This window comes from Bordetella bronchiseptica, assembly GCF_900636925.1.
GTDB classification, from domain to species: domain Bacteria; phylum Pseudomonadota; class Gammaproteobacteria; order Burkholderiales; family Burkholderiaceae_B; genus Bordetella; species Bordetella pertussis.
Genome location: NZ_LR134326.1, coordinates 4,619,298 through 4,639,731 on the forward strand (window position 1 = coordinate 4,619,298; position 20,434 = coordinate 4,639,731).

Below are 20,434 nucleotides of genomic sequence, written 5' to 3' on the forward strand. Positions count from 1 at the left end.
CGCATCCGCGCCAGCCCCGGCGCAAAGCATCAGCGCGGCCATCCCGACAACAAACGCCCGCCGTGCTGGAAACACTCGCTTCGCATCCGGCATTGCAGTTCCTGAGCAGTGCATTGATTGGGCAAATCTTAGGAGGCAACGGCGATTTGCTGAAGTAATATCTTCTTATCGTGTGAAAACCTCTTGTTATCGCGATGGACCTCCTCGACCCCGACCTCAACCGGCTCGCCTCGCGCCTGCGCTTTCGCCATTTCCAGCTGCTCCTCACGCTGGCGCGCGAAGGCAGCCTCAGGGCCGCCGCGCAGGAAATGCACGTCACCCAGCCCGCCCTGAGCCGCATGCTGGAAGAAATCGAGGGCGTCCTGGGCGTGCAGCTGTTCGTGCGCACCTCGCGCGGCCTGTCGCCGACCGGACACGGCATCGCCGCCACGCGCAGCGCGCGGCAGATCCTCGAGGAGCTGGGACGCGTCCCGCAGGAAATCAACCTCGGACCGCAAGTCGCGGCGCTGATCCGCGTCGGCGCGCCGCACTTCGTCGCGCACAGCGTCATGCCCAGGGTCATCAGCCGCCTGGCCGCCCTGCGGCCGCGCGTGCACGTACAACTGATCGAGCGGCCCGTGCCCGAACTGTTCGCCGCGCTCCAGGAAGGCGACGCCGACGCCCTCGTCACCACCTACGCGCCGCAGCACATCGAAGCCGTCAAGATGCCGCTGCACCAGGAAAAACTCTACGAATCGAACTACCAGCTCGTCGCGCCCCCGGACCATCGGTTCGCCAAATCGCGCCGGCCCGTGCCGCTGGCGAAACTGGTCAACGAAGACTGGATCCTGCCCGCGCAGGACTCGATGCTGCGCAAGGAAATAGACTGGGTCTTCCGCCGCGCCGGATTGCTGCCCCCGGTGCCCGTGGTCGAAGCGAACAACCCCACCACCAGCATCCAGCTGGTCGTGGCCGGCATAGGCCTGGGCTTCGCGCACGGCGAAACACTGCAGAACGTGCCCCCCGGCACCGTCGCCCCCATCCGCATATCGCCCTCCCCGGCCAGCGCGCAGGTCGCGCTGGTCTATCGCGCCAAGCGGATGAACGAAAAGATCCAGGCATTGCGGGCGGCGCTGGGGTTGTAGGGGGGGTCAAGAATCAGGGCTTCTCGGTTCATCTGCCCACGCGCTTTCTTGACGAAGGATCGCTTGAAGCGCCTCGATGCTCAATACAGGCGTTCTACGATGCAGCATCGCGTGGCAGTTTGGGCACACCGGACGCAGATCGCGGACAGGATCAAGCTCATACCGCGGTGTCACGCTCGTAGGCGTTCACGGTGATCGTTTTCCTCGCCCCTTCGAGGTAAAGACCTGACTCCGGAATCTCCTCCGGGAAAAGCACCACGCCAGCAGCAGGTTCAAAGCCCCAAAGAATCCGGGCGTATTGGATTCGGCGATCGGCCATATCGTTGAATTGCAATGGCGTCTTGACTATAATAATTCTCTACAGACCTTTAATTTCAAATTAGTAGTCCCAAAGGAGGTCTAATGATGGCTCCTCCAGTTCCTCTTCCTGTCGAACGCGCGATCCGGAAGCTGGGCAACGACATCTCCCTGGCGCGCAGGCGACGCCACATCTCCCAGGCTTCGCTTGCCGAGCGCATGGGCGCGTCGCTATCCACCGTGCGCCGGATGGAAAAGGGCGACATCAAGGTGCCCATCCACTTCTTCGCCCGAGCGCTGCATGTCTTTGGCGAGATTCGGGCACTCGAACACCTGCTGGACACACCGAACGACGAAATCGGCCTCACGCTGATGGACGAACACTTGCCCAAACGCATACGCAGCAAATCCGGCGGCCCTTCGGGAGCGCTGTGATGGCAACCGGCACGCCCACCCGCCAACACGTGCAGGTATGCCTTGGCAAGGCCGGCCTGCCGCTCGGCTCGCTCGTTTACGTACAACAAGGCCGGCGCCAGAATTGCGCCTTCGCCTATGACGAGACCTGGCTGGCCAGCCCTGAACGGTTCAACGTCTCTGCCGATCTGCAATTGATGCCTGGCCATCAGCCACACAAGGCTGCGTCGCCGCACGACTCCGTCTTCCACGGCGCAATCGCCGATACGAGCCCCGATGCCTGGGGCCGCCGCGTCATCGCCCGCGACCACGCCAAGCGCCGCCGCACTGATCCGCAACTGCGCCCTCTCACCGAGCTGGATTATCTGCTGGCAGTCGATGACTTCAGCCGAGTGGGCGCACTGCGGCTACGCGATTCAAATGGACCTTGGCATAGAACAGTGCCGGAAGGAAGACGCGCGACCCCGCCGATGATCGAACTCGAGCGCATCTACCGGGCCAGCCGCGCGGTCGAACGCGGACAAGAGACAGCCGAAGACCTGCGCTACCTGCAGGGCAAGGGTACGTCGCTTGGCGGCATGCGTCCCAAATGCACCATCGTGGATGAAGACGGCAGGCTAGCCATCGGCAAGTTTCCCAGCGTGAACGACACGCGCAGCGTCACGCGCGGGGAAGTCCTGGCGCTGAAGCTGGCGCAGTTGGCGGGGATCGACGCGGCGCCTGCGCGGATCGTCTCCCTCGCCGATGTCCCCGTGGCCGTCATTCGGCGATTTGACCGAGACGACAACGATGGCCGAATTCCCTACCAATCGGCAGCATCGCTGCTACAGGCCTCGCGCGAAGAGGAGCGTAGCTACACGGAAATTGCAGACGCCATCCGTTCCTACGGGCACTCGCCTACTCGGGATTTGCACCAACTTTGGCGCCGTCTCGTGTTCAACCTCTTGATCACGAACGTGGACGATCACTTGCAGAATCATGGGTTCTTGCACGTGGAGCACGGGCTGTGGCGCCTTGCACCGGCCTTTGACATCAACCCGTTTCCAGACAAGGAACGGGAGTCCAAGACATGGCTATCCGAGGAGGATGGTCCGATCACCGATGTGCATATGTTGCTGGCTCGGGCGCCTTATTTCTTACTGAATCACGCACAAGCTCGAAGCATCCTGGCCGACGTCCATGCCGCAGTAGCGAACTGGAAAAAAATCGCCCTTGGCGTCGAGGTCGGGCTGCGCGCATATGAGCTGGACGACTTCGCGGCGGCTTTTGAGCACGAACAGATGGATGCGACGGCTGCGCTGCTCGAAGGATGAATGCGCCGGGCTTCTCTCTCTGCGCGCGGCTACTCAAGCACCTGGACCTTTTCTTAAAGTGGCCAGATGCGTATGGAGCGGGTGATGGGGACAGAATTTAGCGTCCAACTCATTGATTGGTAAGGTGACATCCCCGCTGAGAAAGCGAGGATGCACCACATTTTGGACCGGTCTGGTGGCTGCTGCCCACTCTCCGCAGACTCCAGCATAAAAATCGTAATTTTTCTCTATTATGGACAAATTAGATTTATTACGTCTATAATAGCGAATATGCCACGCAAACCGCCCATCGTCTTCCCTCAAGAACAGCGTCTCCTGTCCGCACTGGGAGAGCGGCTGCGTCTTGCCCGCAAGAGGCGCAAGCTGAGCAACGCAGTGGTGGCCCAGCGTGCGGGAGTTTCCAGAACCACCGTGTACAAAGTCGAGGCCGGCGATCCTGGTGCAACCCTGGGGGCCTATATTCGGGTGCTGGCCGTGCTGGGTCTTGAAGGTGATCTCAATCTGCTGGCCGCCGACGATCGGATCGGACGCAAGCTGCAGGACTTGGCGCTGGAGCCATCGCCCGGCGTGAGGCGCCGAAAGGCCGCCTCTCCGCCGTCGCCCCCCAACAGCGGGGAGCCACATGAATAAACAGAACAACGCCCTGGAAGTCTGGCTGGACGATGACCTTGGCCCAGCCTGTCTGGTTGGTACGCTTGCCCATGATCGCGGCCAGATTCGCTTCCACTACGAACGGGATTGGCTCAAGGACCCTCGCGCCTTTGCGCTGGACCCCGATCTCTCCCTGGACGAGCACCCCTTCTTTCCGAAGCCGGAACTGGGCAACTTCGGCATCTTTCTGGACTCATCGCCGGACCGCTGGGGCCAAACGCTCATGAAGCGCCGCGAGGCGCTGCAGGCCAAGGACGAGAAGCGGCCGCCCCGCACGCTCTACGCCTGGAACTTCCTCATCGGCGTACAGGACCAGACCCGTCAGGGCGCATTGCGCTTTCGCCGACCAGGCACGGAGACCTTCCTTGGTGACGAGAAGATGGCAGCGCCTCCGGTGACGACCTTACGCGAACTGGAAGCGGTGGCCTATCAGCTCAGCAACCGGCGCATCGACGACCTCGATGCCCTGCGCAGGTGGCTGGCGGTGCTCGTCGCGCCGGGTGCCTCACTAGGCGGGGCCAGGCCGAAGGCCAACTTCACCGAAGCCGACAGTTCGCTCTGGATCGCCAAGTTCCCCGCCCGTGATGATGACCGGGATGTCGGGGCCTGGGAGTACGTGGTTCACCAACTGGCCCGAAAGGCAGGCGTGGATGTACCGCCCGCGAGGCTAATCAGGCTGGGCAACGACTTCCACACTTTCTGCGTACAGCGGTTCGATCGCGCACATGGCGCGAGGCGCTTCTATGCGTCGGCGATGACGCTTCTGCGCAAGACGCAGAGCGAGGGCACGAGCTATCTGGAACTGGCGCAGTTCATCCGCGCCCAGGGCGATGCGGAGCATGCGGATGCAGACCTGGCACAGCTATTTCGACGCGTGGCATTCAACGTCGCAGTCGGCAACCGGGACGATCATCTGCGCAACCACGGCTTCTTGCTTGGCAAGATGGGGTGGCGACTCGCGCCGGCATTTGATGTCAACCCAAACATCGACAAGGCAGAGCATGTCCTGAACATCGACGATGTCGACAACCGGCCGAGTCTGGCGACGGTTCTCGGCACGGCGGCGTTCTATGGGCTTGGAGACGGCTCTGCTCGGCAGGTGGTGGAGGAAGTGGTGGCAGCGGTCGATGGCTGGCAGGACGCAGCGCGCAGGGCTGGCATCTCAGGCGCCGACATTGACCTGACGGTGGCAGCTTTCTCGGCCCATGCGGAGTTTCGTGCGCAGTAGGGTAGACGGATGCAAGCACTGTGCGGCGCCGGAGGCAGAGAAACCGCTTTCGTGTCTGCGAATCCTAACTCTCATGCCGTAGATGGGAGACGTCCAAGCGCCGCGATTTTGAACGACCGCTGCACCTTCGTCTCCGGTCACATCGTCATCCTGGCCGACCGGCAGTCCCCAACGACTCTTACGCCAAGAGCGACCGGTGACCCGTGACCCTGAGGAGTCTTACAGCGCAATGATTCAAAGCAGCCCTCGGAGTACCAGTTCGGCGGGTGGGCAAAGATTCGCTTTGGGCACGAGTCGCGCGATTCCTGCGCTATAGTGTTTGCTGAAGAACAGTGTCGGGTTTGCATGGCGCTTTATGCCTGTGCGTTTCCAGTGCATCGACCATAAATTCAAGCTGCAAGCCATTTTAAGGAGAAAACGTGACCAGAATGTCCCGCGCCGTCCGTTTTGTCCCGCAGGTTCTGCGGTCTAAATTACGTTAGCTATCATATGCCTCGCAAGAGCACCCCTCCGCCCAATCCAGCGCATGTGCTCGAGCTCGATATCTCGTCGTGGCATGACGGTAAGTTGATCTCGAGCGTTGACGGCGAAGTGCGATGTTATCTCGGATACAGATCCGAACGGCAACCCTTCGATCTCCCGTGGTATTCCCCATCCGTGGCATTGCGAGACAAGGACGGACGTGACTCTCATCGATTCGTAGAGTTGCGAAGCGGGCTGCTTCGCACAAGCTCACTCCCACGCGCGGAGCAGCCGCAGAAGTTGCTCACCGACCGATGGTTGATACTTCCACATGGAACAGACTCCTCCTTCGGAGTTATCGATCGTCAGACTGGGCACCTCGACGAAGAGTTGACCCGACGGCTATTTGGTGGAACACGGGACGACATTGAATCAGTAGCCAAAGCCTTGGCTCGTGTAGTTGGTCGCGGGTTTCACGAAATGGCGCAGTTGCCACGAGTGACGTTCTCGAAGACACGAAACAACAGTTGTGATCTGACGAGCTGTTTGATTCCAAAAAACTTTCCGTACTTGGCCTTTGATCAGTCCCAATATGCCTGGAGTCACGTTTCCCTATTTGGTTTCTATCGCTTGCTCGGGTTTCTTTGTCCATCCCGGAGCGCGGTTCGTGAAGCAATGGAGCGATCGGAACTGGCGGCTGGCGCTATCGACATGCTCGTCGAGGCCGGGAGTCAGTACGGCAAACCACTTTCATATCCCAGCTACGAATGACGGCTCACCCTTCTCTTGTGTTGCATGACGAGAGACGAGGCCGCCCCCCGTAGCTTGCTGTCGATGCCAAGATTGAGAGGTGAGCGAGTTCTCGCACCCGGCTCTCCAATGGAGCCTGACGCGCAGCGCCCAGAAGTCCTTGCGCTTGAACGGCGCTTTCTGCCCGACGGTTTTACCCTTGTTTCACGGTCGCGAAGAACGGACCTGTCGCCCCCATGATGATCGCCCATTGAGTTGTGGGCCCGACAAGATGTGCTGCGGCGGGATCTAACTGTGATGTCTCAAGAGGTAGTATGCATGGATCATCCGAACCGGATTTGAGAAACTGGAAATCGCCAAACTCCCAGTTCACTCAAGGAGCCCGGCCGGATGAACACCCATAAGACCATTCGCTTTGCTGCCCTTGACTCGCTGTCCACACGACAAGCGCCGCGCTTAGTGGTTAAGCCCGCCGTCCCCTGGCTGTAGCTGGGCGACAAACGCGGGAAACAACAACCACCCGCCACGGGGAAACCCGGACGCGAAACGGGCGTGCTACCCCTGCGGAAAATCGCAGCGAAATTCAGCTTCGGGCATTCGCAATGCCCGGGCCAATTCCGGGACAGCGTCGCCTATGACTGACTCCCACCGTCCACATGCCCCCAGGACGGAAGCGCGATAACCATATGGGATTGCAGTGGGATTGGAGCGGGTGATGGGAATCGAACCCACGCTTGAGGCTTGGGAAGCCGCCGTTCTACCATTGAACTACACCCGCTCTGGATGCCGCCGGCCCGAAAGGGGCCGGGGAAGCTGCGCATTATAGCGCCCAGCGCCGCCGCGCGCACGCGCGGCGGGCGGGCAGTCGCGCAGCCTCAGTTGGCGCTGATATGGGCGGCCTTGACGACCTTGCCCCAGCGGTCCAGTTCTTCCTGGGTGTAGGCGCCCAGTTGCTTCGGATCCATGTAACGCGCCTCGGCGCCCTGCTCGGCGGCTTTCTGGCGGAAGGCGTCGGTGGCCATGATTTTCCGGATTTCGCCCGACAGTTTCTCGACAATGGCGGGCGGGGTGCCGGCCGGGGCGTACATGGCGAACCACGACGAGACGATGAGGTCGGGGTAGCCGGCTTCGGCGGCGGTGGGCACGTCGGGCAGGCTGGGCAGGCGCTTGTCGCCGGTGACGGCCAGGGCGCGCAGCTTGCCGGCGGCGATGTGGCCCAGCAGCGGCGGCGGGGTGGTGATGGTGAGGTCGACGGCGCCGCCGAGCAGGTCGTTCAAGGCCGGGCCGGTTCCCTTGTAGGGAATGTGGGTGATCTGGATGCCGGCCATCTGGTTGAGCAGTTCGGTGGCCACTTGCTGCAGCGAGCCGTTGCCGGAGGAGGCGTAGTTCAGCTTGCCGGGGTTGGCCTTGGCGTAGTCGACCAGGTCCTTGAGGGTCTTGACGGGCAGGTCGGGCCGCACGACGACGACTTGCGGGGCCGAGAGCACGTTGGCGACGGGCGCGAAGTCCTTGATGGGGTCCCAGCCGAGGTTGGTGGAGACGTGCGGGGTGATGGCCTGGAAGCCCGAGTATTGCAGCAGCAGGGTGTAGCCGTCGGGCTGGGCGCGCGCGACCATCTGGCCGGCGATGCCGCCGGAGGCGCCGGGCTTGTTGTCGACCACGACGGTCTGGCCCAGGGCCTGGCCCAGCGGCTGGGCGATGAGGCGCGCGGCGATGTCGGTGGTGCCGCCCGGCGCGGCCGAGACGATCAGCGAGATGGGCCGCTCGGGGTAGTCGTTGGCGTGCGCGGCGGTGGCGCCGGCGGCCAGGGTGGCGGCCAGGGCGGCGCCGCGCAGCAGGCGTAGCTTGGCAATATGCATGGTGGGTCTCCTGTTTGTTATGGGTACTGGGGTGACGAGGGCCGCCGTCAGGCGGCCGGGAAACGCTCGGCCAGCCAGGCCGGCGGCTGGTGGGTGGCCAGGCGTGGGCCGGCCGCCAGCAAGGGGTTGGTCAGGGCGCGCCGCACCAGGCCGGGCAGGCCGCGCACGATGTCGAGCAGGGGCGCCAGCGCGACGCCGGTGGCCACGCCCATGCACGCGAACATGTGCACGAGTTCTTCGGTGTTGACGTTGCCGCTGGCGCCGGGCGCGTAGGGGCAGCCGCCCAGGCCGCCGGCGGCGGCGTCAAAGCGCGTGACGCCGGTCTGCCAGGCGGCCACGGCGTTGGCCAGGGCCATGCCGCGCGTGTTGTGCAGGTGCACGGTCAGCGCGGCGCCGGGCAAGGCGCGCTGGAAGGTCTCGCACAGCCGCGCGACCTGGGTGGGATAGGCCATGCCGGTGGTGTCGCACAGGGTGATGCCCTGGGCGCCGGCGTCGGCCAGCCGGCGCGCCAGCCGCATAACGTCGTCGGCGGGCACGTCGCCGTCGAAGGGACAGCCGAAGGCCGTGGACAGCGAGACGTTGCACGGCACGCCGGCCTCGCCGGCGCGGCGCAGGATGGCGGCCAGCTCGTCGAAGGACTGGTCGCGCGTCATGCGCAGGTTGGCGCGGTTGTGGGTTTCGCTGCACGACATGACGAGGTTCATCTCGTCGGTGCCGGCTTGCAGCGCGCGTTCCAGCCCGCGGATGTTGGGAATGAGCGCGGTGTAGACGACGCCGGGCCTGCGCGCGATGCGGCGCATGACGTCCTGGGCGTCGGCCAGGGCCGGAATGGCCTTGGGCGAGGTGAAGCTGGTGACTTCGATGCGCGCGAAGCCGCAGGCCGACAGGGCGTCGACAAAGGCGACCTTGTCGTCGGTGGCGACCAGGGCGCGCTCGATCTGCAGGCCGTCGCGCGGACCGACTTCATTGATTTCGATGCGTTGCGGGCCGTTCATGCGATCACTCCACGGGCGCGCAAGCCGGCGCGCGCCGCGTCGTCGAGGCCGGCCTCCTCCAGCACGGCGTCGGTGTGCTCGCCCAGCAGCGGGGCGCGCTCGCGGATGGCGCCCGGGTTGTCGGACAGGCAGGGAAAGATCGCCGGCATGTCGACGTCGATGCCGCTGGCCGCGCGCAGCCGGGCGATGGCGCCGCGGGCCTGGTAGTGCGGGTCTTGCGCGATGTCGGCCACGCTGTAGATGCGCCCTGCCGGCACGCCGGCCGCGCGCATGGCCTCGAGCACGCTGCCGATGTCGCGCTGGGCGGTCCAGGCGCCGATGGCGGCATCCAGCTCGTGGGCGCGGCGCGCGCGGCCGTCGTTGTGCGCGAGTTCCGGGTCGTCGCCGAGATCGGCGCGGCCGATGCGCTGCATGAGGCGCTGGAAGATGGCGTCGCCGTTGCCGGCGATGAGCACGTAGCCGTCGCGGCACGGATAGGCGTTGGACGGAGCGATGCCCGGCAGCGCGGCGCCGGCCGGCTCGCGCACGGCGCCGAACACGGAGTACTCGGGCAGCAGGCTCTCGCTCAGGTTGAAGATGCTCTCGTAGAGGGCGGCGTCGATGACCTGCCCTTGCCCGCCGCGCGCATCGCGCTGGTACAGGGCCAGCAGCACCCCCATGGCGCCGTGCAGGCCGGCAATGGTGTCGCCCAGCGACAGGCCGGCGCGCACCGGTGCGCGGCCGGGCTCGCCGTTGAGATAGCGCAGCCCCGCCATGGCTTCGCCGATGGCGGCGAAGCCGGGCTCCTGCGCCTTGGGGCCGGTCTGGCCGTAGCCCGAGATGCGCAGCATGATGAGGCGCGGGTTGAGGGCGTGCAACGCCTCCCACGACAGGCCCCATTTCTCCATGGTGCCGGGGCGGAAGTTCTCGATCAGCACATCGGCCTGGGCAGCCAGCTGGCGCACCAGGTCCTGGCCCTCGGGCTGGCGCAGGTCCACGCACACGGATTGCTTGTTGCGCGACTGTGCCTCCCACCAGACCGAGGTGCCCTCATGCAGCAGGCGCCACTTGCGCAGCGGGTCGCCCTGCCCCGGCGGCTCGATCTTGACGACCTGCGCGCCGAAGTCGGCCAGCGTCTTGGCGGCAAAGGGCCCCGCGATCAGTTGCCCGAGCTCCAGCACCCGTATGCCGGCCAGTATCTGCCCCGCCATGTCGTCTCCGTATTTGTGGCTTGATATGGAGAAGCAGTGTGCGGGCAATCGCCGCGCGGCAGGTATGGGCAAATGGGCAAGGGGGCTTTCGTGGATGGAGAAGGCCGGCCGCGCCTCAGGCCGCCCCTTCGGCCAGGCTGCGCACCAGCAGCCGCGCGGCCACGGGCAGGCTGTCGAGGTCGCGCACGCCCAGCAGCAGCCAGCGCTGGGCCCAGTCGTCGGACAGCGGTATCAGCCGCACCTGCATCGAGCGCGCGTGCGGCTCGGCGGCGATGCGTGGCAGGATGCCGACGCCGCCGGTGGCCACCACCATGCGGCAGATCGCGTCGAAGCTGCGCACCTGGATGCGCAGCCGGATGCTCTTGTCGAGCCGCGCGCTCTCGTCGGCCAGGCGGGTGGCCAGCGAGGTGGCCGGCGGCAGCCCGACGTAGTCGCAGTCCAGCGTGTCGGCGAACGCCACCTGGGCGCGGGCGGCCAGGGGGTGGCGCGGCGGCGTGATCAGCACCAGCTCGTCCAGCCGGTACGGCACGGTGGTCAGCCCGGCCGCGGGCGTGCGGTCGGCGAAGATGCCGACGTCGGCGCGGTTCTCGGCCACGGCGGTGACGATGTCGCTGCTGTTCTGCTCTTCGAGGTGGATGCGCACGGCCGGATGGCGCTGCATGAAGCCGGCCAGGTCCTCGGGCAGGAACTGGGTGATCGACGAGGTATTGGCGGCGATGCGCACCTGGCCGCGCACGCCTTGCGCGAAATCCGACAGCACGCCGGCCATGTGCTCGACCTCCTGCAGCACCCGCAGGGCGTGCGCCAGGCAGGCCTGGCCGGCGTCGGTCAGTTCGACGCCGGCCGCGGTGCGATACAAGAGCGGCGTGCCCAGCGCGTTCTCCAGGTCGGAAATGCGCTTGCTGGCCGCGCCCACCGCCAGGTGCGACTGGCGCGCGCCGGCCGAGATGCTGCCCTGGCGCGCCACCGCGACAAACAGCGCCAACGTGACCAGATCGAAGCGGGCTGGGTTCATGGATGGGGTGTCGTGACAGATACGCAGTGATGAACTATACCTGTAGCCAGCGGCCCGCCGGCCGGGGTCGCGGCCCTACTACAATTCAGCCTATGAATACGAACACCCCCGCCCATCCCCCCGAAGGCGCCCCGCTGAGCGAGGCCACCCAGGCCGCGCTGGCCAGCGCCGAGCACGCCCCCGACAGCCCGGGCGCCACCCATATCCGCAGCTTCGTGCACCGCCGCGGCCACATCACGCAGCGCCAGCGCGACGCGCTGGAGCAGCTGATGGGCAAATGGTCCGTGCCGTACGCGCCGCGCCCCCTGGACATGGCCGCTACCTTCGGCCGCCAGGCGCCCACCATCCTGGAAATCGGTTTCGGCATGGGCGAAACCACCGAAAAAATCGCGCTGGCGCGCCCGGGCGACAATTTCCTGGGCGTGGAAGTCTTCAATGCCGGCGTGGGCTCGCTGCTGCACCGCATCGAGGAATCGGCCATCGCCAACCTGCGCATCGTCCAGCACGACGCGGTGGAAGTGGTGCGCGACATGATCGCGCCCGACTCGCTGGCCGGCGTGCACGTGTATTTTCCCGATCCGTGGCCCAAGAAGCGCCACCACAAGCGCCGCCTGCTGCAGCCGCCCTTCGTGGCGCTGCTGGCCAGCCGGCTGACGCCGGGCGGCTACCTGCACTGCGCCACCGACTGGGAAGACTACGCCGTCCAGATGCTGGAAGTGCTGGGCGGCGAGCCGCTGCTGCGCAACACCGCCGACGGCTACGCGCCGCGCCCGGATTTCCGTCCGCAAACCAAGTTCGAGACGCGCGGCCTGCGCCTGGGCCACGGCGTCTGGGACCTGATGTTCAAGCGAGCCTGAATGCTCTACCCACCGATCGAACCCTATCGCCAGGGCACCCTGGACACCGGCGACGGCCACCAGATCTACTGGGAGCTGTGCGGCAACCCACAGGGCAAGCCGGCGGTATTCCTGCATGGCGGCCCGGGCAGCGGCTGCTCGCCGGTGCACCGCCAGCTGTTCGACCCGCGCCGCTACAACGTGCTGCTGTTCGACCAGCGCGGCTGCGGCCGCTCGCTGCCGCACGCCAGCCTGGAAAACAACACCACCTGGCACCTGGTGGCCGACATCGAGCGCCTGCGCGCCGAGGTCATGGGCGCCGAGTGCTGGCTGGTGTTCGGCGGCTCGTGGGGCTCGACCCTGGCGCTGGCTTACGCGCAGACCCACCCGCAACGCGCCAGCGAACTGGTGGTGCGCGGGATTTTCGGGCTGCGGCGCGCCGAAGTGCAGTGGTTCTACCAGGAAGGCGCGTCGTGGCTGTTTCCCGACCGCTGGGAAGAATACGTGGCGCCCATCCCGCCCGAAGAGCGCGGCGACCTGATCGCGGCCTACCACAGGCGCCTGACCGGCGACGATCCGGCCGAACAATTGCGCGCGGCCAAGGCCTGGAGCCGCTGGGAAGACCACACCATTACCCTGCTGCCCAGCCCGCGCCACCAGCAAAGCCATGCGGCCGACCGCGCGGCGCTGGCCTTCGCCCGCATCGAGAACCACTACTTCGTGCACGCCGGCTTCATGGAAGAAGGCCAGCTGATCCGCGATGCGCACAAGCTGCACGGCATACCCGGCACCATCGTGCAGGGCCGCTACGACGTGTGCACGCCGGCGCGCACCGCCTGGGACCTGCACCGCGCCTGGCCGCAGGCGCAGTTCCACCTGATTCCGGACGCGGGCCACGCGTTCGACGAACCCGGCATCCTGGCCCGGCTGATCCAGGCTACCGATACTTACGCAGCCAACCCCGCTTGAGGAGATTCGTATGCACATCACATTGAACGGCGAGGCACGCGAGTTCCCTCTGCAGACCACCGTCGTCGAACTGCTGGAAACCCTGGGCTACCAGGGCAAGCGCGTGGCGGTCGAGCGCAACGGCGAAATCGTGCCCAAAAGCAAACATGGCGATACCCTGCTGGACGATGGCGACCAGATCGAAATCGTCGTGGCGGTGGGTGGCGGCTAAATCGCGAGGCCGCCCATCCGCGGGCGCAGCGGCGGCAGCATGAAGCTGCAAGACGTTACATCTTGCTGCATCACCCACGCCGCCGCTGCACCCATAATCGTTTTCGCGATCAATGCTTTTTTCAACGCACAAGGAAGAAAAATGGGCTTGCTCAACTTCATCAAGGAAGTCGGAGAGAAACTGTTCGGCGCCAGCGAAGCGAAGGCCGCGACCGCCGACGAGCTGAAAAAGGAATTGGACAAGCACGGGCTGTCGGCCGAAGGGCTGGACATCTCCGTCGATGGCGACAAGGTCACGGTCAAGGGCAGCGCGGCCTCGACCGAGGCGGCCGAGAAAATCGTGCTGGCCCTGGGCAACACCGTGGGCGTGGCGCAGGTGGACAACCAGCTGCAGACCGCGCAGGCCGCCCCCGCCGCCGTGATGTACACGGTACAGAAGGGCGACACCCTGTGGAAGATCGCCGAAGCCAACTACGGCAAGGGCAAGGGCGCCAAGTACCCGACGATTTTCGAGGCCAACAAGCCCATGCTCAGCGACCCGGACAAGATCTACCCGGGCCAGGTGCTGCGCATTCCGCCGCTTGCCGAGTAACAACCAGGACAGACCGGCAAACCCCGCAGCGTTTGCCGGTTTGTATCGGGGCGGCTATCCCCGCTTAGCCCCGATCGATTCGGCCAGACGCAAAGTCTGGCCGTTTTTTTACTGCGCGCTCGCCGCTAGCGCATGCCGCCAAAGCGGCCCAGGCCCTTCATGCCGCCCATGGCGCGCATCATCTTGGCCATGCCGCCTTTTTTCATCTGCTTCATCATGCCCTGCATCTGCTCGAACTGAGACAGCAGGCGGTTGACTTCCTGCACCGGCACGCCGGCGCCGGCGGCGATGCGGCGCTTGCGCGAGGCCTTGATCAACTCGGGCTTGGCGCGCTCGCCCGGCGTCATGGAGTTCAGGATGCCCTCGGTGCGGCGCAGCTGCTTCTCGGCCTGGCCGCCCTGCAGCTGGCCGGCCGCCTGCTGGAACTGCGCGGGCAGCTTTTCCAGCAACGAGCCCATGTCGCCCAGCTTCTTGACCTGGCCGAGTTGGTCGCGGAAGTCGTTCAAGTCGAACTTGTTGCCGGACTTGATCTTCGAGGCCAGCTTCTGCGCCTCGGCGATGTCGATGTTCTTCTGCGCCTGCTCGACCAGCGACACGATGTCGCCCATGCCCAGCACGCGCTGCGCCATGCGCTCGGGGTGGAACGGCTCGAGGCCGTCCAGCTTTTCGGAGACGCCGACGAACTTCAGCGGCTTGCCGGTGACGTGGCGCACCGACAGCGCCGCGCCGCCGCGCGCGTCGCCGTCCAGCTTGGTCAGCACCACGCCGGTCAGCGGCAGCGCGTCGCCAAAGGCCCGCGCGGTATTGACCGCGTCCTGGCCCTGCATCGCGTCGACCACGAACAGCGTCTCGATCGGCTTGACCAGGTCGTGCAGCGCGCGGATCTCGCGCATCATGGCCTCGTCGATGCCCAGCCGGCCCGCCGTGTCGACGATCAGCACGTCGTAGTGGTGGCGGCGCGCATGGTCGATCGCGTTGCGGGCGATGTCTTCCGGCTTCTGGCTAACGTCCGACGGCAGAAAATCCACCCCGACCTGGGCGGCCACGGTCTTCAGCTGCTCGATGGCGGCCGGGCGATACACGTCGGCGCTGACCACCAGCACCTTCTTCTTGCCCGTCTTGCGGCCGCCCTGGACGTGCTGCCCCTCGGACAGCCAGCGCGCCAGCTTGCCGGTGGTGGTGGTCTTGCCCGCGCCCTGCAGGCCGGCCATCAGGATGACCGCGGGCGGCTGGGTGGCCAGCGACAGCTCGCCGGCGTGCTCGCCCAGGTCGCCGCCCATCAGGCTGGTCAGCTCCTTGTGGACCACGCCCACCAGGGCCTGGCCGGGGCTGAGGCTGCCGGCCACTTCTTCGCCCAGGGCCTTTTCCTTGACGCGCGCCACGAAATCGCGCACCACGGGCAGCGCCACGTCGGCCTCCAGCAGCGCCATGCGCACTTCGCGCAGCATCTCCTGGGTGTTGGCCTCGGTCAGGCGGGCTTCGCCGCGCAGCGTCTTGACGACGCGCGACAGCCGTTGAGTCAGGTTATCGAGCATGAGAGGCGTTTCCGCTTACACTAGTTGATTGAACGAGGCCGCCTGGGCGCAGCTAGCCGCCGGCGGGCGACAAGCGCCCATGGCCCCATCCAGACAACGGTTTTTATGTCATCAGGCATTGTATTTCACGCCGTGGCCGCGCTGGCTTATGCGGTACTCGCAGGGTCGCTGTGGCGACGCCTGCAAGGCCGCGGCAGCGTGGATCAAGCAAGCAAGCTAACCCGAACCGGCCTGCTGGGCGCGCTGGCCCTGCACGGCGTGGCCCTGCAGCAAGCCATGCTGGGGACGCAACACCTGTACATCGGCTGGGCGCTGGCCCTGTCGGCCGCCGTATGGCTGGGCCTGGTCGTGTTCTGGCTGGAAAGCCTGCTGATCCGCATCGACGGCCTGCAGCTGCTGTTGCTGCCGGCAGCCGCTATCGTAACCGCAATAGCCGCGCTGTTCCCGCAGGCCCAGCTGGTGCCCCATGCCAACAACCCCTGGCTGCGCGCCCACCTGCTGATCGCGCTGGCCGCCTACGGCCTGATCACCATCGCCGCGCTGCACGCCATGCTGATGGCCCTGCTCGACCGCCACCTGCACCGCCCGCTGGATGCGCCGGCCGAACGCAGCATCGTCGGCCGCGTGCTGGACGCCCAGCCGCCGCTGCTGGTGCAGGAGCGCCTGCTGTTTCGCGTCATCTGGATCGGCTTCGTGGTCCTGACCCTGGCGGTGGGCTCGGGCTCGGTCGCCTCCATCACCCTGACCGGCAAATTCCTGCCGTTCGACCACAAGACCATCTTCACGCTGCTGTCCTGGGCCACCTTCGGCGTGCTGCTGCTGGGCCGCCACATCCGCGGCTGGCGCGGCCGCGTGGCGCTGCGCTGGACCCTGACCGGCTTCGCGTTCCTGATCCTGGCCTACACCGGCAGCCGGTTCGTGCTGGAAGTCATTCTGCATCGAGGTTGAAGTGGGCAAGCTGATCTTCTGGTTCGTCGTCATTCTGGCCGTGCTGTTCATCGCGCGCCTGGCCGGCGCCCGCGCCGCCTCCAAGCGCGCCCCGCGCGCCGAGCCGCCCCGCCCCGCCCAGGACGCCGCCAGCCAGCCCATGGTGCGCTGTGCCCATTGCGGCGTGCACCTGCCGCGTTCCGAGGCCGTGCTGCTGGGCGGGCAGACCTGGTGCAGCAGCGACCACGCCCGCCGCGGCGCCGAGCGCGGCTGAACGGCGGCCGCCGCAAAACCCCACGGGCTGGAGGATCCGGCCCCATCCTGCATAATGCAGGGTCACCCGCAACAAGCCTGACCCCATCATGCAACGATTGCTACTGGACCGCCACGGCTGGCTGATCCCCGGGCCCGCGGTCACCCGCGCCCCTTCGCCCAACGTCAACGCCCGCCCCGCGGGCACGCAGATCAGCCTGCTGGTCATCCACAATATCAGCCTGCCGCCCAGCCAGTTCGGCGGCCCGTACGTCGCCGACCTGTTCCTGAACCGGCTGGACTACAGCGCCGACCCGTGGCTCGAGCGCCTGCGCGGCCTGCATGTCTCGGCCCACTTCTTCATCCGCCGCGACGGCGCCGTCATCCAGTTCGCCGCCACCGAGGCGCGCGCCTGGCACGCCGGCGTATCCCGCTTCAGGGGCCGCGACAACTGCAACGACTTCTCGATCGGCATCGAACTGGAAGGCACCGACATCCTGCCCTACGCCGACGCCCAGTACGCCACGCTGGCGCGCCTGGCGCAGGTGCTGCGCGCGCGCTACCCGCTGGCCGACGCGCGCGGCCACGAACACATCGCCCCGGGCCGCAAGACCGACCCGGGACGCGCCTTCAACTGGGTGCGCTTCGGCCGCGAAAGCGGGTTCCCGCGGCGCAACCTGCCGCCCGTATAGCGGTACCGACAATCAAACCAGGGGTTTCGACATGCTGAAGATCTGGGGCCGGCTGAGTTCGGTCAACGTGCAAAAAGTCATGTGGGCCGTGCGCGAACTGGCGCTGCCGCACACCTTCATCGAGGCCGGCGGCCAGTTCGGCGGGCTCGACACCCCCGAATACCGCCGCATGAACCCCAACCGCAAGGTGCCGCTGATCGACGACGGCGGCTTCATCCTGTGGGAATCCAACGCCATCGTGCGCTACCTGGGCGCGCGCTACGGCGAAGGCGCCATCAGCCCCGCCGACCCCTGCGTGCGCGCCGACGCCGACCGCTGGATGGACTGGCAGACCACCGAATGGCAACCCAGCATGCTGGCCGCCTTCCTGGGCCTGGTGCGCACCGCGCCCGAACAGCGCGACGCCGCCGCCATCGAAGCCTCGGCCCGCCAGGCCGGCAAGATCGCCCTGATGCTGGAAAACGCCCTGGCAGGCCGCGACTTCATCGCCGGCCCGCAATTCAGCATGGGCGACATCGCGCTGGGCTGCGCCGCGCACCGCTGGCTGGGCCTGCCCATCGAACGCCCCGCCACGCCGCACATCTCGGCCTGGTACCGCCGCCTCATGATGCGCCCCGCCACCCAGGGCATCCTGACACTGCCGCTAACCTGACACTTCGGTGCCTGCCCCCGAACGGGGACTGGCACCAGCCACCTCCTCCGTGTGCCTGTCCCCGCAGGGACAGGCACCCCGTCGTACGCCCTCAATGCCGGCCTGCCAAGACGGTGTCAGCCCCCGCGCGGGGACCGCCGCCCCTTGATCGAGCGCATCCTCAAGCCTTCAACAGCAACCCATTCAAGCGCTTCACGAAGGCCGCCGGGTCGGCGATCTGCGCGCCCTCGGCCAGCAGCGCCTGGTCCAGCAGCAGCGCGGCCCAATCGCCGAACTCCGCATCGCTGGCATCGCGGATCCGCGCGATCAGCGCGTGGTCCGGGTTGATCTCCAGCACCGGCTTGACCTCCGGCGCCTCCTGGCCCGCCGCCTTCAGCATGCGCAGCAGATGCGGGCTGAGCTCGTTCTGGCCCACCACCACGCAGGCCGGCGAATCCACCAGGCGCTGCGTCACCCGCACCTCCTTCACCTGCTCGGCCAGCGCCTGCTGCAGGCGCTCGACCAGCGGCTTGAACGTCTCGGCCACCTCGGACTGGCGCTTCTTCTCTTCCTCGTCCGCCAACTCCGCCAGATCCAGGCCGCCCTTGGCCACCGACACCAGCGACTTGCCGTCGAACTCGCGCAGATAGGACAGCATCCACTCGTCCACCCGATCCGACAGCAGCAGCACCTCGATGCCCTTCTTCCGGAAAATCTCCAGGTGCGGACTGTTCGCCGCCGCCGTGAACGTATCCGCCGTCACGTAGTAAATCTTGTCCTGGCCATCCTTCATGCGGCCCACATAATCCGCGAACGACACCGTCTGCGCCTGCCCGCCGTCGTGCGTCGACGCAAAGCGCAGCAGCCTGGCGATGCGCTCGCGGTTGGCCGCGTCCTCGCCCGTGCCTTCCTTCAGCACCTGGCCGAACTCCGTCCAGAACGTCGCGTAATCCTCCGCCTTGTTCTCCGCCATGTCCTCCAGCAGCGACAGCACCCGCTTGGCCGAACCCTCGCGGATCGCCCGCACGTCGCGGCTCTCCTGCAGGATCTCGCGCGACACGTTCAGCGGCAGATCCGCCGAATCGATCACCCCGCGCACGAAACGCAGATACGACGGCAGCAACTGCTCCGCGTCGTCCATGATGAACACCCGCTTCACATACAGCTTCACCCCGCGGCGTGCGTCGCGGTCCCACATGTCGAACGGCGCGTGCTTGGGCACATACAGCAGCTGCGTATACTCGCTGCGGCCCTCCACCCGGTTATGCGTCCACGCCAGCGGATCGTCATAATCGTGCGACACCGTCTTGTAGAACTCGCGATACTGCTCGTCCGTGATATCCGATTTGTTGCGCGTCCACAGCGCATTCGCCTGGTTCACCGTCTCCAGCTCATCGCCCTTGACCTGCTCGCCCTTCTCCGCGTCCCAATCCTCCTTGGCCATGCGGATCGGCAGCGAAATATGGTCCGAATAGCGGCGCAGGATCTCGCGCAGCTTCCAGCCATTGAGCAACTCGTCCTCGTCGGCGCGCAAGTGCAGCACCACATCCGTACCGCGCCCGGCCTTCTCGGCCGGCGCGATGCTGAACTCGCCCTGCCCGTCCGACTCCCAGCGGATCGCCTCATTGGCCGCCAGGCCGGCGCGGCGGCTGAGCACCGTCACCTTGTCTGCCACGATGAACGAGGAATAGAACCCCACCCCGAACTGACCGATCAGCTGCGCGTCCTTCTGCTTGTCGCCCGTCAGCTGCGAGAAAAACTCGCGCGTGCCCGAGCGGGCAATCGTGCCCAGATTGGCCACCGCCTCGTCGCGCGACAGGCCGATACCGTTATCGGAAATCGTGATCGTGCGGGCGGCCTTGTCGTAATCCACGCGGATCGCCAGCTCCCCGTCGCCGTCCAGCAAGCCCGGCTGGTCGATCGCCTCGAAGCGCAGCTTGTCGCACGCGTCCGACGCGTTCGACACCAGCTCGCGCAGGAAGATCTCCTTGTTGCTGTAGAGAGAGTGAATCATCAGGTGCAGCAGCTGCTTCACCTCGGCCTGGAACCCCAGGGTTTCGGATGCGGAATTCGTGGTGGTCTGGCTCATCGTGGTACGTAACTGATCAAAAAATGAACAATCGCGGGCCGGCGCACGGCGGCGGCCCCGGGCGTGCCCCTACACATGAGGGCACAAGCGAAGATTTTCAAGACCGCATATAATCGCAACCTTCCTTCCAGACGGCCTTCGCTCGAAGCCCGTTCCCCCGTGCCCGGGTGGTGAAATTGGTAGACGCAGGGGACTCAAAATCCCCCGCCGCAAGGCGTGCCGGTTCGATTCCGGCCCCGGGCACCATCTGAAAACCCCTAGAAATTTCAGACTCCTAGCGCGATTGCCCCTAGCCCCTCCCGGGGGAATTTTCCAAGTGTGTGAGCCAGGTACAGTTTCGGTACGACGCACAAAGCGCAGATCGAAATTCCTGAGACCTCAACTCGTCGCGATTATCCTTAAG

The 20,434-nt window shown here is 66.0% G+C and carries 22 protein-coding genes, 2 tRNA genes and 1 pseudogene; 15 read left to right on the forward strand and 10 right to left on the reverse strand.

Annotated features, from left to right (window positions below):
- Positions 1–194 precede the first annotated feature (194 nt).
- A complete protein-coding gene (locus EL288_RS21570; RefSeq protein WP_003807852.1) occupies positions 195–1,124 on the forward strand; it encodes a LysR family transcriptional regulator in 930 nt (309 codons plus the stop codon).
- Between the two features lie 157 nt (positions 1,125–1,281).
- Here EL288_RS21570 and EL288_RS21575 read toward each other — a convergent pair whose 3' ends face one another.
- On the reverse strand, positions 1,282–1,458 hold the full coding sequence (locus tag EL288_RS21575) for a hypothetical protein (RefSeq protein ID WP_010925869.1): 177 nt from the start codon (positions 1,456–1,458) through the stop codon (positions 1,282–1,284).
- 68 nt (positions 1,459–1,526) lie between these two features.
- Between EL288_RS21575 and EL288_RS21580 the strand changes: the two genes are divergently transcribed.
- From EL288_RS21580 to EL288_RS21600, 5 genes are all read left to right on the forward strand, one after another.
- Positions 1,527–1,856 carry a helix-turn-helix domain-containing protein gene (locus EL288_RS21580; protein ID WP_010925868.1) on the forward strand — a complete coding sequence of 110 codons (330 nt, stop codon included), beginning with the start codon at positions 1,527–1,529 and terminating at the stop codon, positions 1,854–1,856.
- The gene (locus EL288_RS21585) at positions 1,853–3,148 is read left to right on the forward strand and encodes a type II toxin-antitoxin system HipA family toxin (RefSeq protein WP_080707652.1); all 1,296 of its coding nucleotides are present in this window, start codon (positions 1,853–1,855) and stop codon (positions 3,146–3,148) included. Before EL288_RS21580 ends, EL288_RS21585 begins: the two co-directional genes overlap by 4 nt.
- 270 nt (positions 3,149–3,418) lie before the next feature.
- Positions 3,419–3,778, forward strand: a complete 360-nt coding sequence (locus EL288_RS21590; RefSeq protein ID WP_080702994.1) for a helix-turn-helix domain-containing protein — start codon at positions 3,419–3,421, stop codon at positions 3,776–3,778.
- Complete coding sequence (locus EL288_RS21595; RefSeq protein ID WP_033448403.1) at positions 3,771–5,027, forward strand: type II toxin-antitoxin system HipA family toxin; 1,257 nt, start codon at positions 3,771–3,773, stop codon at positions 5,025–5,027. Before EL288_RS21590 ends, EL288_RS21595 begins: the two co-directional genes overlap by 8 nt.
- Before the next feature lie 762 nt (positions 5,028–5,789).
- Entirely contained in the window at positions 5,790–6,260 is a 471-nt protein-coding gene (locus EL288_RS21600) for a hypothetical protein (protein WP_126622029.1), read from the forward strand.
- Positions 6,261–6,274: 14 nt separating this feature from the next.
- Here EL288_RS21600 and EL288_RS24595 read toward each other — a convergent pair.
- The 6 genes and pseudogenes from EL288_RS24595 to EL288_RS21630 form a co-directional block, all read right to left on the reverse strand.
- Positions 6,275–6,443 (reverse strand): annotated as a pseudogene (locus EL288_RS24595) (integrase); the annotation flags it as partial.
- Between the two features lie 500 nt (positions 6,444–6,943).
- Positions 6,944–7,017 (reverse strand) — tRNA-Gly (locus tag EL288_RS21610).
- Positions 7,018–7,114: 97 nt separating this feature from the next.
- Positions 7,115–8,098 (reverse strand): Bug family tripartite tricarboxylate transporter substrate binding protein, encoded by a 984-nt coding sequence (locus tag EL288_RS21615; RefSeq protein ID WP_033450004.1) that lies wholly within the window; start codon positions 8,096–8,098, stop codon positions 7,115–7,117.
- 47 nt (positions 8,099–8,145) lie between these two features.
- The gene (locus tag EL288_RS21620; RefSeq protein ID WP_003807822.1) at positions 8,146–9,093 is read right to left on the reverse strand and encodes a hydroxymethylglutaryl-CoA lyase; all 948 of its coding nucleotides are present in this window, start codon (positions 9,091–9,093) and stop codon (positions 8,146–8,148) included.
- Positions 9,090–10,283 (reverse strand): CaiB/BaiF CoA transferase family protein, encoded by a 1,194-nt coding sequence (locus tag EL288_RS21625; RefSeq protein WP_033458397.1) that lies wholly within the window; start codon positions 10,281–10,283, stop codon positions 9,090–9,092. Before EL288_RS21625 ends, EL288_RS21620 begins: the two co-directional genes overlap by 4 nt.
- Positions 10,284–10,398: 115 nt before the next feature.
- On the reverse strand, positions 10,399–11,298 hold the full coding sequence (locus EL288_RS21630) for a LysR family transcriptional regulator (RefSeq protein ID WP_003807817.1): 900 nt from the start codon (positions 11,296–11,298) through the stop codon (positions 10,399–10,401).
- A gap of 92 nt (positions 11,299–11,390) precedes the next feature.
- On the opposite strand from EL288_RS21630, the gene trmB reads away from it, so the two are divergent.
- From trmB to thiS, 3 genes are read left to right on the forward strand one after another with little or no spacing between them, the layout of a single operon-like run.
- Positions 11,391–12,155, forward strand: coding sequence for a tRNA (guanosine(46)-N7)-methyltransferase TrmB (gene trmB, locus EL288_RS21635; protein WP_033458400.1), 765 nt, complete (start codon positions 11,391–11,393; stop codon positions 12,153–12,155).
- A complete protein-coding gene (pip, locus tag EL288_RS21640) occupies positions 12,156–13,103 on the forward strand; it encodes a prolyl aminopeptidase (protein ID WP_003807813.1) in 948 nt (315 codons plus the stop codon).
- Between the two features lie 10 nt (positions 13,104–13,113).
- Positions 13,114–13,314: a sulfur carrier protein ThiS gene (thiS, locus tag EL288_RS21645; protein ID WP_003807812.1), complete on the forward strand. Its 201-nt coding sequence runs from the start codon at positions 13,114–13,116 to the stop codon at positions 13,312–13,314.
- Here the strand turns inward: thiS and EL288_RS24380 are convergent.
- The gene (locus EL288_RS24380) at positions 13,311–13,475 is read right to left on the reverse strand and encodes a hypothetical protein (RefSeq protein WP_172607930.1); all 165 of its coding nucleotides are present in this window, start codon (positions 13,473–13,475) and stop codon (positions 13,311–13,313) included. The genes thiS and EL288_RS24380 overlap by 4 nt on opposite strands.
- On the opposite strand from EL288_RS24380, the gene lysM reads away from it, so the two are divergent.
- A complete protein-coding gene (gene lysM / locus EL288_RS21650; RefSeq protein WP_023853464.1) occupies positions 13,456–13,905 on the forward strand; it encodes a peptidoglycan-binding protein LysM in 450 nt (149 codons plus the stop codon). The genes EL288_RS24380 and lysM overlap by 20 nt on opposite strands.
- A gap of 125 nt (positions 13,906–14,030) precedes the next feature.
- Here the strand turns inward: lysM and ffh are convergent, their stop codons facing one another.
- A complete protein-coding gene (gene ffh / locus EL288_RS21655; protein ID WP_003807808.1) occupies positions 14,031–15,440 on the reverse strand; it encodes a signal recognition particle protein in 1,410 nt (469 codons plus the stop codon).
- Between the two features lie 105 nt (positions 15,441–15,545).
- Here ffh and EL288_RS21660 point away from each other — a divergent pair, with 105 nt between their 5' ends.
- The 4 genes from EL288_RS21660 (at position 15,546) to EL288_RS21675 (ending at position 17,963) form a co-directional block, all read left to right on the forward strand.
- The gene (locus EL288_RS21660; RefSeq protein WP_033448047.1) at positions 15,546–16,388 is read left to right on the forward strand and encodes a cytochrome C assembly family protein; all 843 of its coding nucleotides are present in this window, start codon (positions 15,546–15,548) and stop codon (positions 16,386–16,388) included.
- A gap of 1 nt (position 16,389) precedes the next feature.
- A complete protein-coding gene (locus EL288_RS21665) occupies positions 16,390–16,641 on the forward strand; it encodes a PP0621 family protein (protein ID WP_003807805.1) in 252 nt (83 codons plus the stop codon).
- Positions 16,642–16,729: 88 nt separating this feature from the next.
- A complete protein-coding gene (gene ampD / locus EL288_RS21670) occupies positions 16,730–17,311 on the forward strand; it encodes a 1,6-anhydro-N-acetylmuramyl-L-alanine amidase AmpD (protein ID WP_003807804.1) in 582 nt (193 codons plus the stop codon).
- A gap of 31 nt (positions 17,312–17,342) precedes the next feature.
- Positions 17,343–17,963 carry a glutathione S-transferase family protein gene (locus EL288_RS21675; protein ID WP_033458403.1) on the forward strand — a complete coding sequence of 207 codons (621 nt, stop codon included), beginning with the start codon at positions 17,343–17,345 and terminating at the stop codon, positions 17,961–17,963.
- 160 nt (positions 17,964–18,123) lie between these two features.
- Here EL288_RS21675 and htpG read toward each other — a convergent pair whose 3' ends face one another.
- Positions 18,124–20,031, reverse strand: coding sequence for a molecular chaperone HtpG (htpG, locus tag EL288_RS21680; protein ID WP_033458405.1), 1,908 nt, complete (start codon positions 20,029–20,031; stop codon positions 18,124–18,126).
- Positions 20,032–20,192: 161 nt separating this feature from the next.
- Between htpG and EL288_RS21685 the strand changes: the two genes are divergently transcribed.
- Positions 20,193–20,277: transfer RNA gene (locus tag EL288_RS21685), tRNA-Leu, on the forward strand.
- Positions 20,278–20,434 lie beyond the last annotated feature (157 nt).

What these genes read in the sequence shown, in the direction of transcription:
- htpG (WP_033458405.1), bottom strand. Translation starts at nt 20,031, where the DNA reads ATGAGCCAGACCACCACGAATTCCGCATCCGAAACCCTGGGGTTCCAG.
- trmB (WP_033458400.1), top strand. Translation starts at nt 11,391, where the DNA reads ATGAATACGAACACCCCCGCCCATCCCCCCGAAGGCGCCCCGCTGAGC.
- pip (WP_003807813.1), top strand. Translation starts at nt 12,156, where the DNA reads ATGCTCTACCCACCGATCGAACCCTATCGCCAGGGCACCCTGGACACC.
- EL288_RS21620 (WP_003807822.1), bottom strand. Translation starts at nt 9,093, where the DNA reads ATGAACGGCCCGCAACGCATCGAAATCAATGAAGTCGGTCCGCGCGAC.
- EL288_RS21570 (WP_003807852.1), top strand. Translation starts at nt 195, where the DNA reads ATGGACCTCCTCGACCCCGACCTCAACCGGCTCGCCTCGCGCCTGCGC.
- ffh (WP_003807808.1), bottom strand. Translation starts at nt 15,440, where the DNA reads ATGCTCGATAACCTGACTCAACGGCTGTCGCGCGTCGTCAAGACGCTG.
- EL288_RS21580 (WP_010925868.1), top strand. Translation starts at nt 1,527, where the DNA reads ATGATGGCTCCTCCAGTTCCTCTTCCTGTCGAACGCGCGATCCGGAAG.
- EL288_RS21615 (WP_033450004.1), bottom strand. Translation starts at nt 8,098, where the DNA reads ATGCATATTGCCAAGCTACGCCTGCTGCGCGGCGCCGCCCTGGCCGCC.
- EL288_RS21625 (WP_033458397.1), bottom strand. Translation starts at nt 10,283, where the DNA reads ATGGCGGGGCAGATACTGGCCGGCATACGGGTGCTGGAGCTCGGGCAA.
- EL288_RS24380 (WP_172607930.1), bottom strand. Translation starts at nt 13,475, where the DNA reads ATGAAGTTGAGCAAGCCCATTTTTCTTCCTTGTGCGTTGAAAAAAGCA.
- ampD (WP_003807804.1), top strand. Translation starts at nt 16,730, where the DNA reads ATGCAACGATTGCTACTGGACCGCCACGGCTGGCTGATCCCCGGGCCC.
- EL288_RS21590 (WP_080702994.1), top strand. Translation starts at nt 3,419, where the DNA reads ATGCCACGCAAACCGCCCATCGTCTTCCCTCAAGAACAGCGTCTCCTG.
- lysM (WP_023853464.1), top strand. Translation starts at nt 13,456, where the DNA reads ATGGGCTTGCTCAACTTCATCAAGGAAGTCGGAGAGAAACTGTTCGGC.
- EL288_RS21675 (WP_033458403.1), top strand. Translation starts at nt 17,343, where the DNA reads ATGCTGAAGATCTGGGGCCGGCTGAGTTCGGTCAACGTGCAAAAAGTC.
- EL288_RS21630 (WP_003807817.1), bottom strand. Translation starts at nt 11,298, where the DNA reads ATGAACCCAGCCCGCTTCGATCTGGTCACGTTGGCGCTGTTTGTCGCG.
- EL288_RS21660 (WP_033448047.1), top strand. Translation starts at nt 15,546, where the DNA reads ATGTCATCAGGCATTGTATTTCACGCCGTGGCCGCGCTGGCTTATGCG.
- thiS (WP_003807812.1), top strand. Translation starts at nt 13,114, where the DNA reads ATGCACATCACATTGAACGGCGAGGCACGCGAGTTCCCTCTGCAGACC.
- EL288_RS21595 (WP_033448403.1), top strand. Translation starts at nt 3,771, where the DNA reads ATGAATAAACAGAACAACGCCCTGGAAGTCTGGCTGGACGATGACCTT.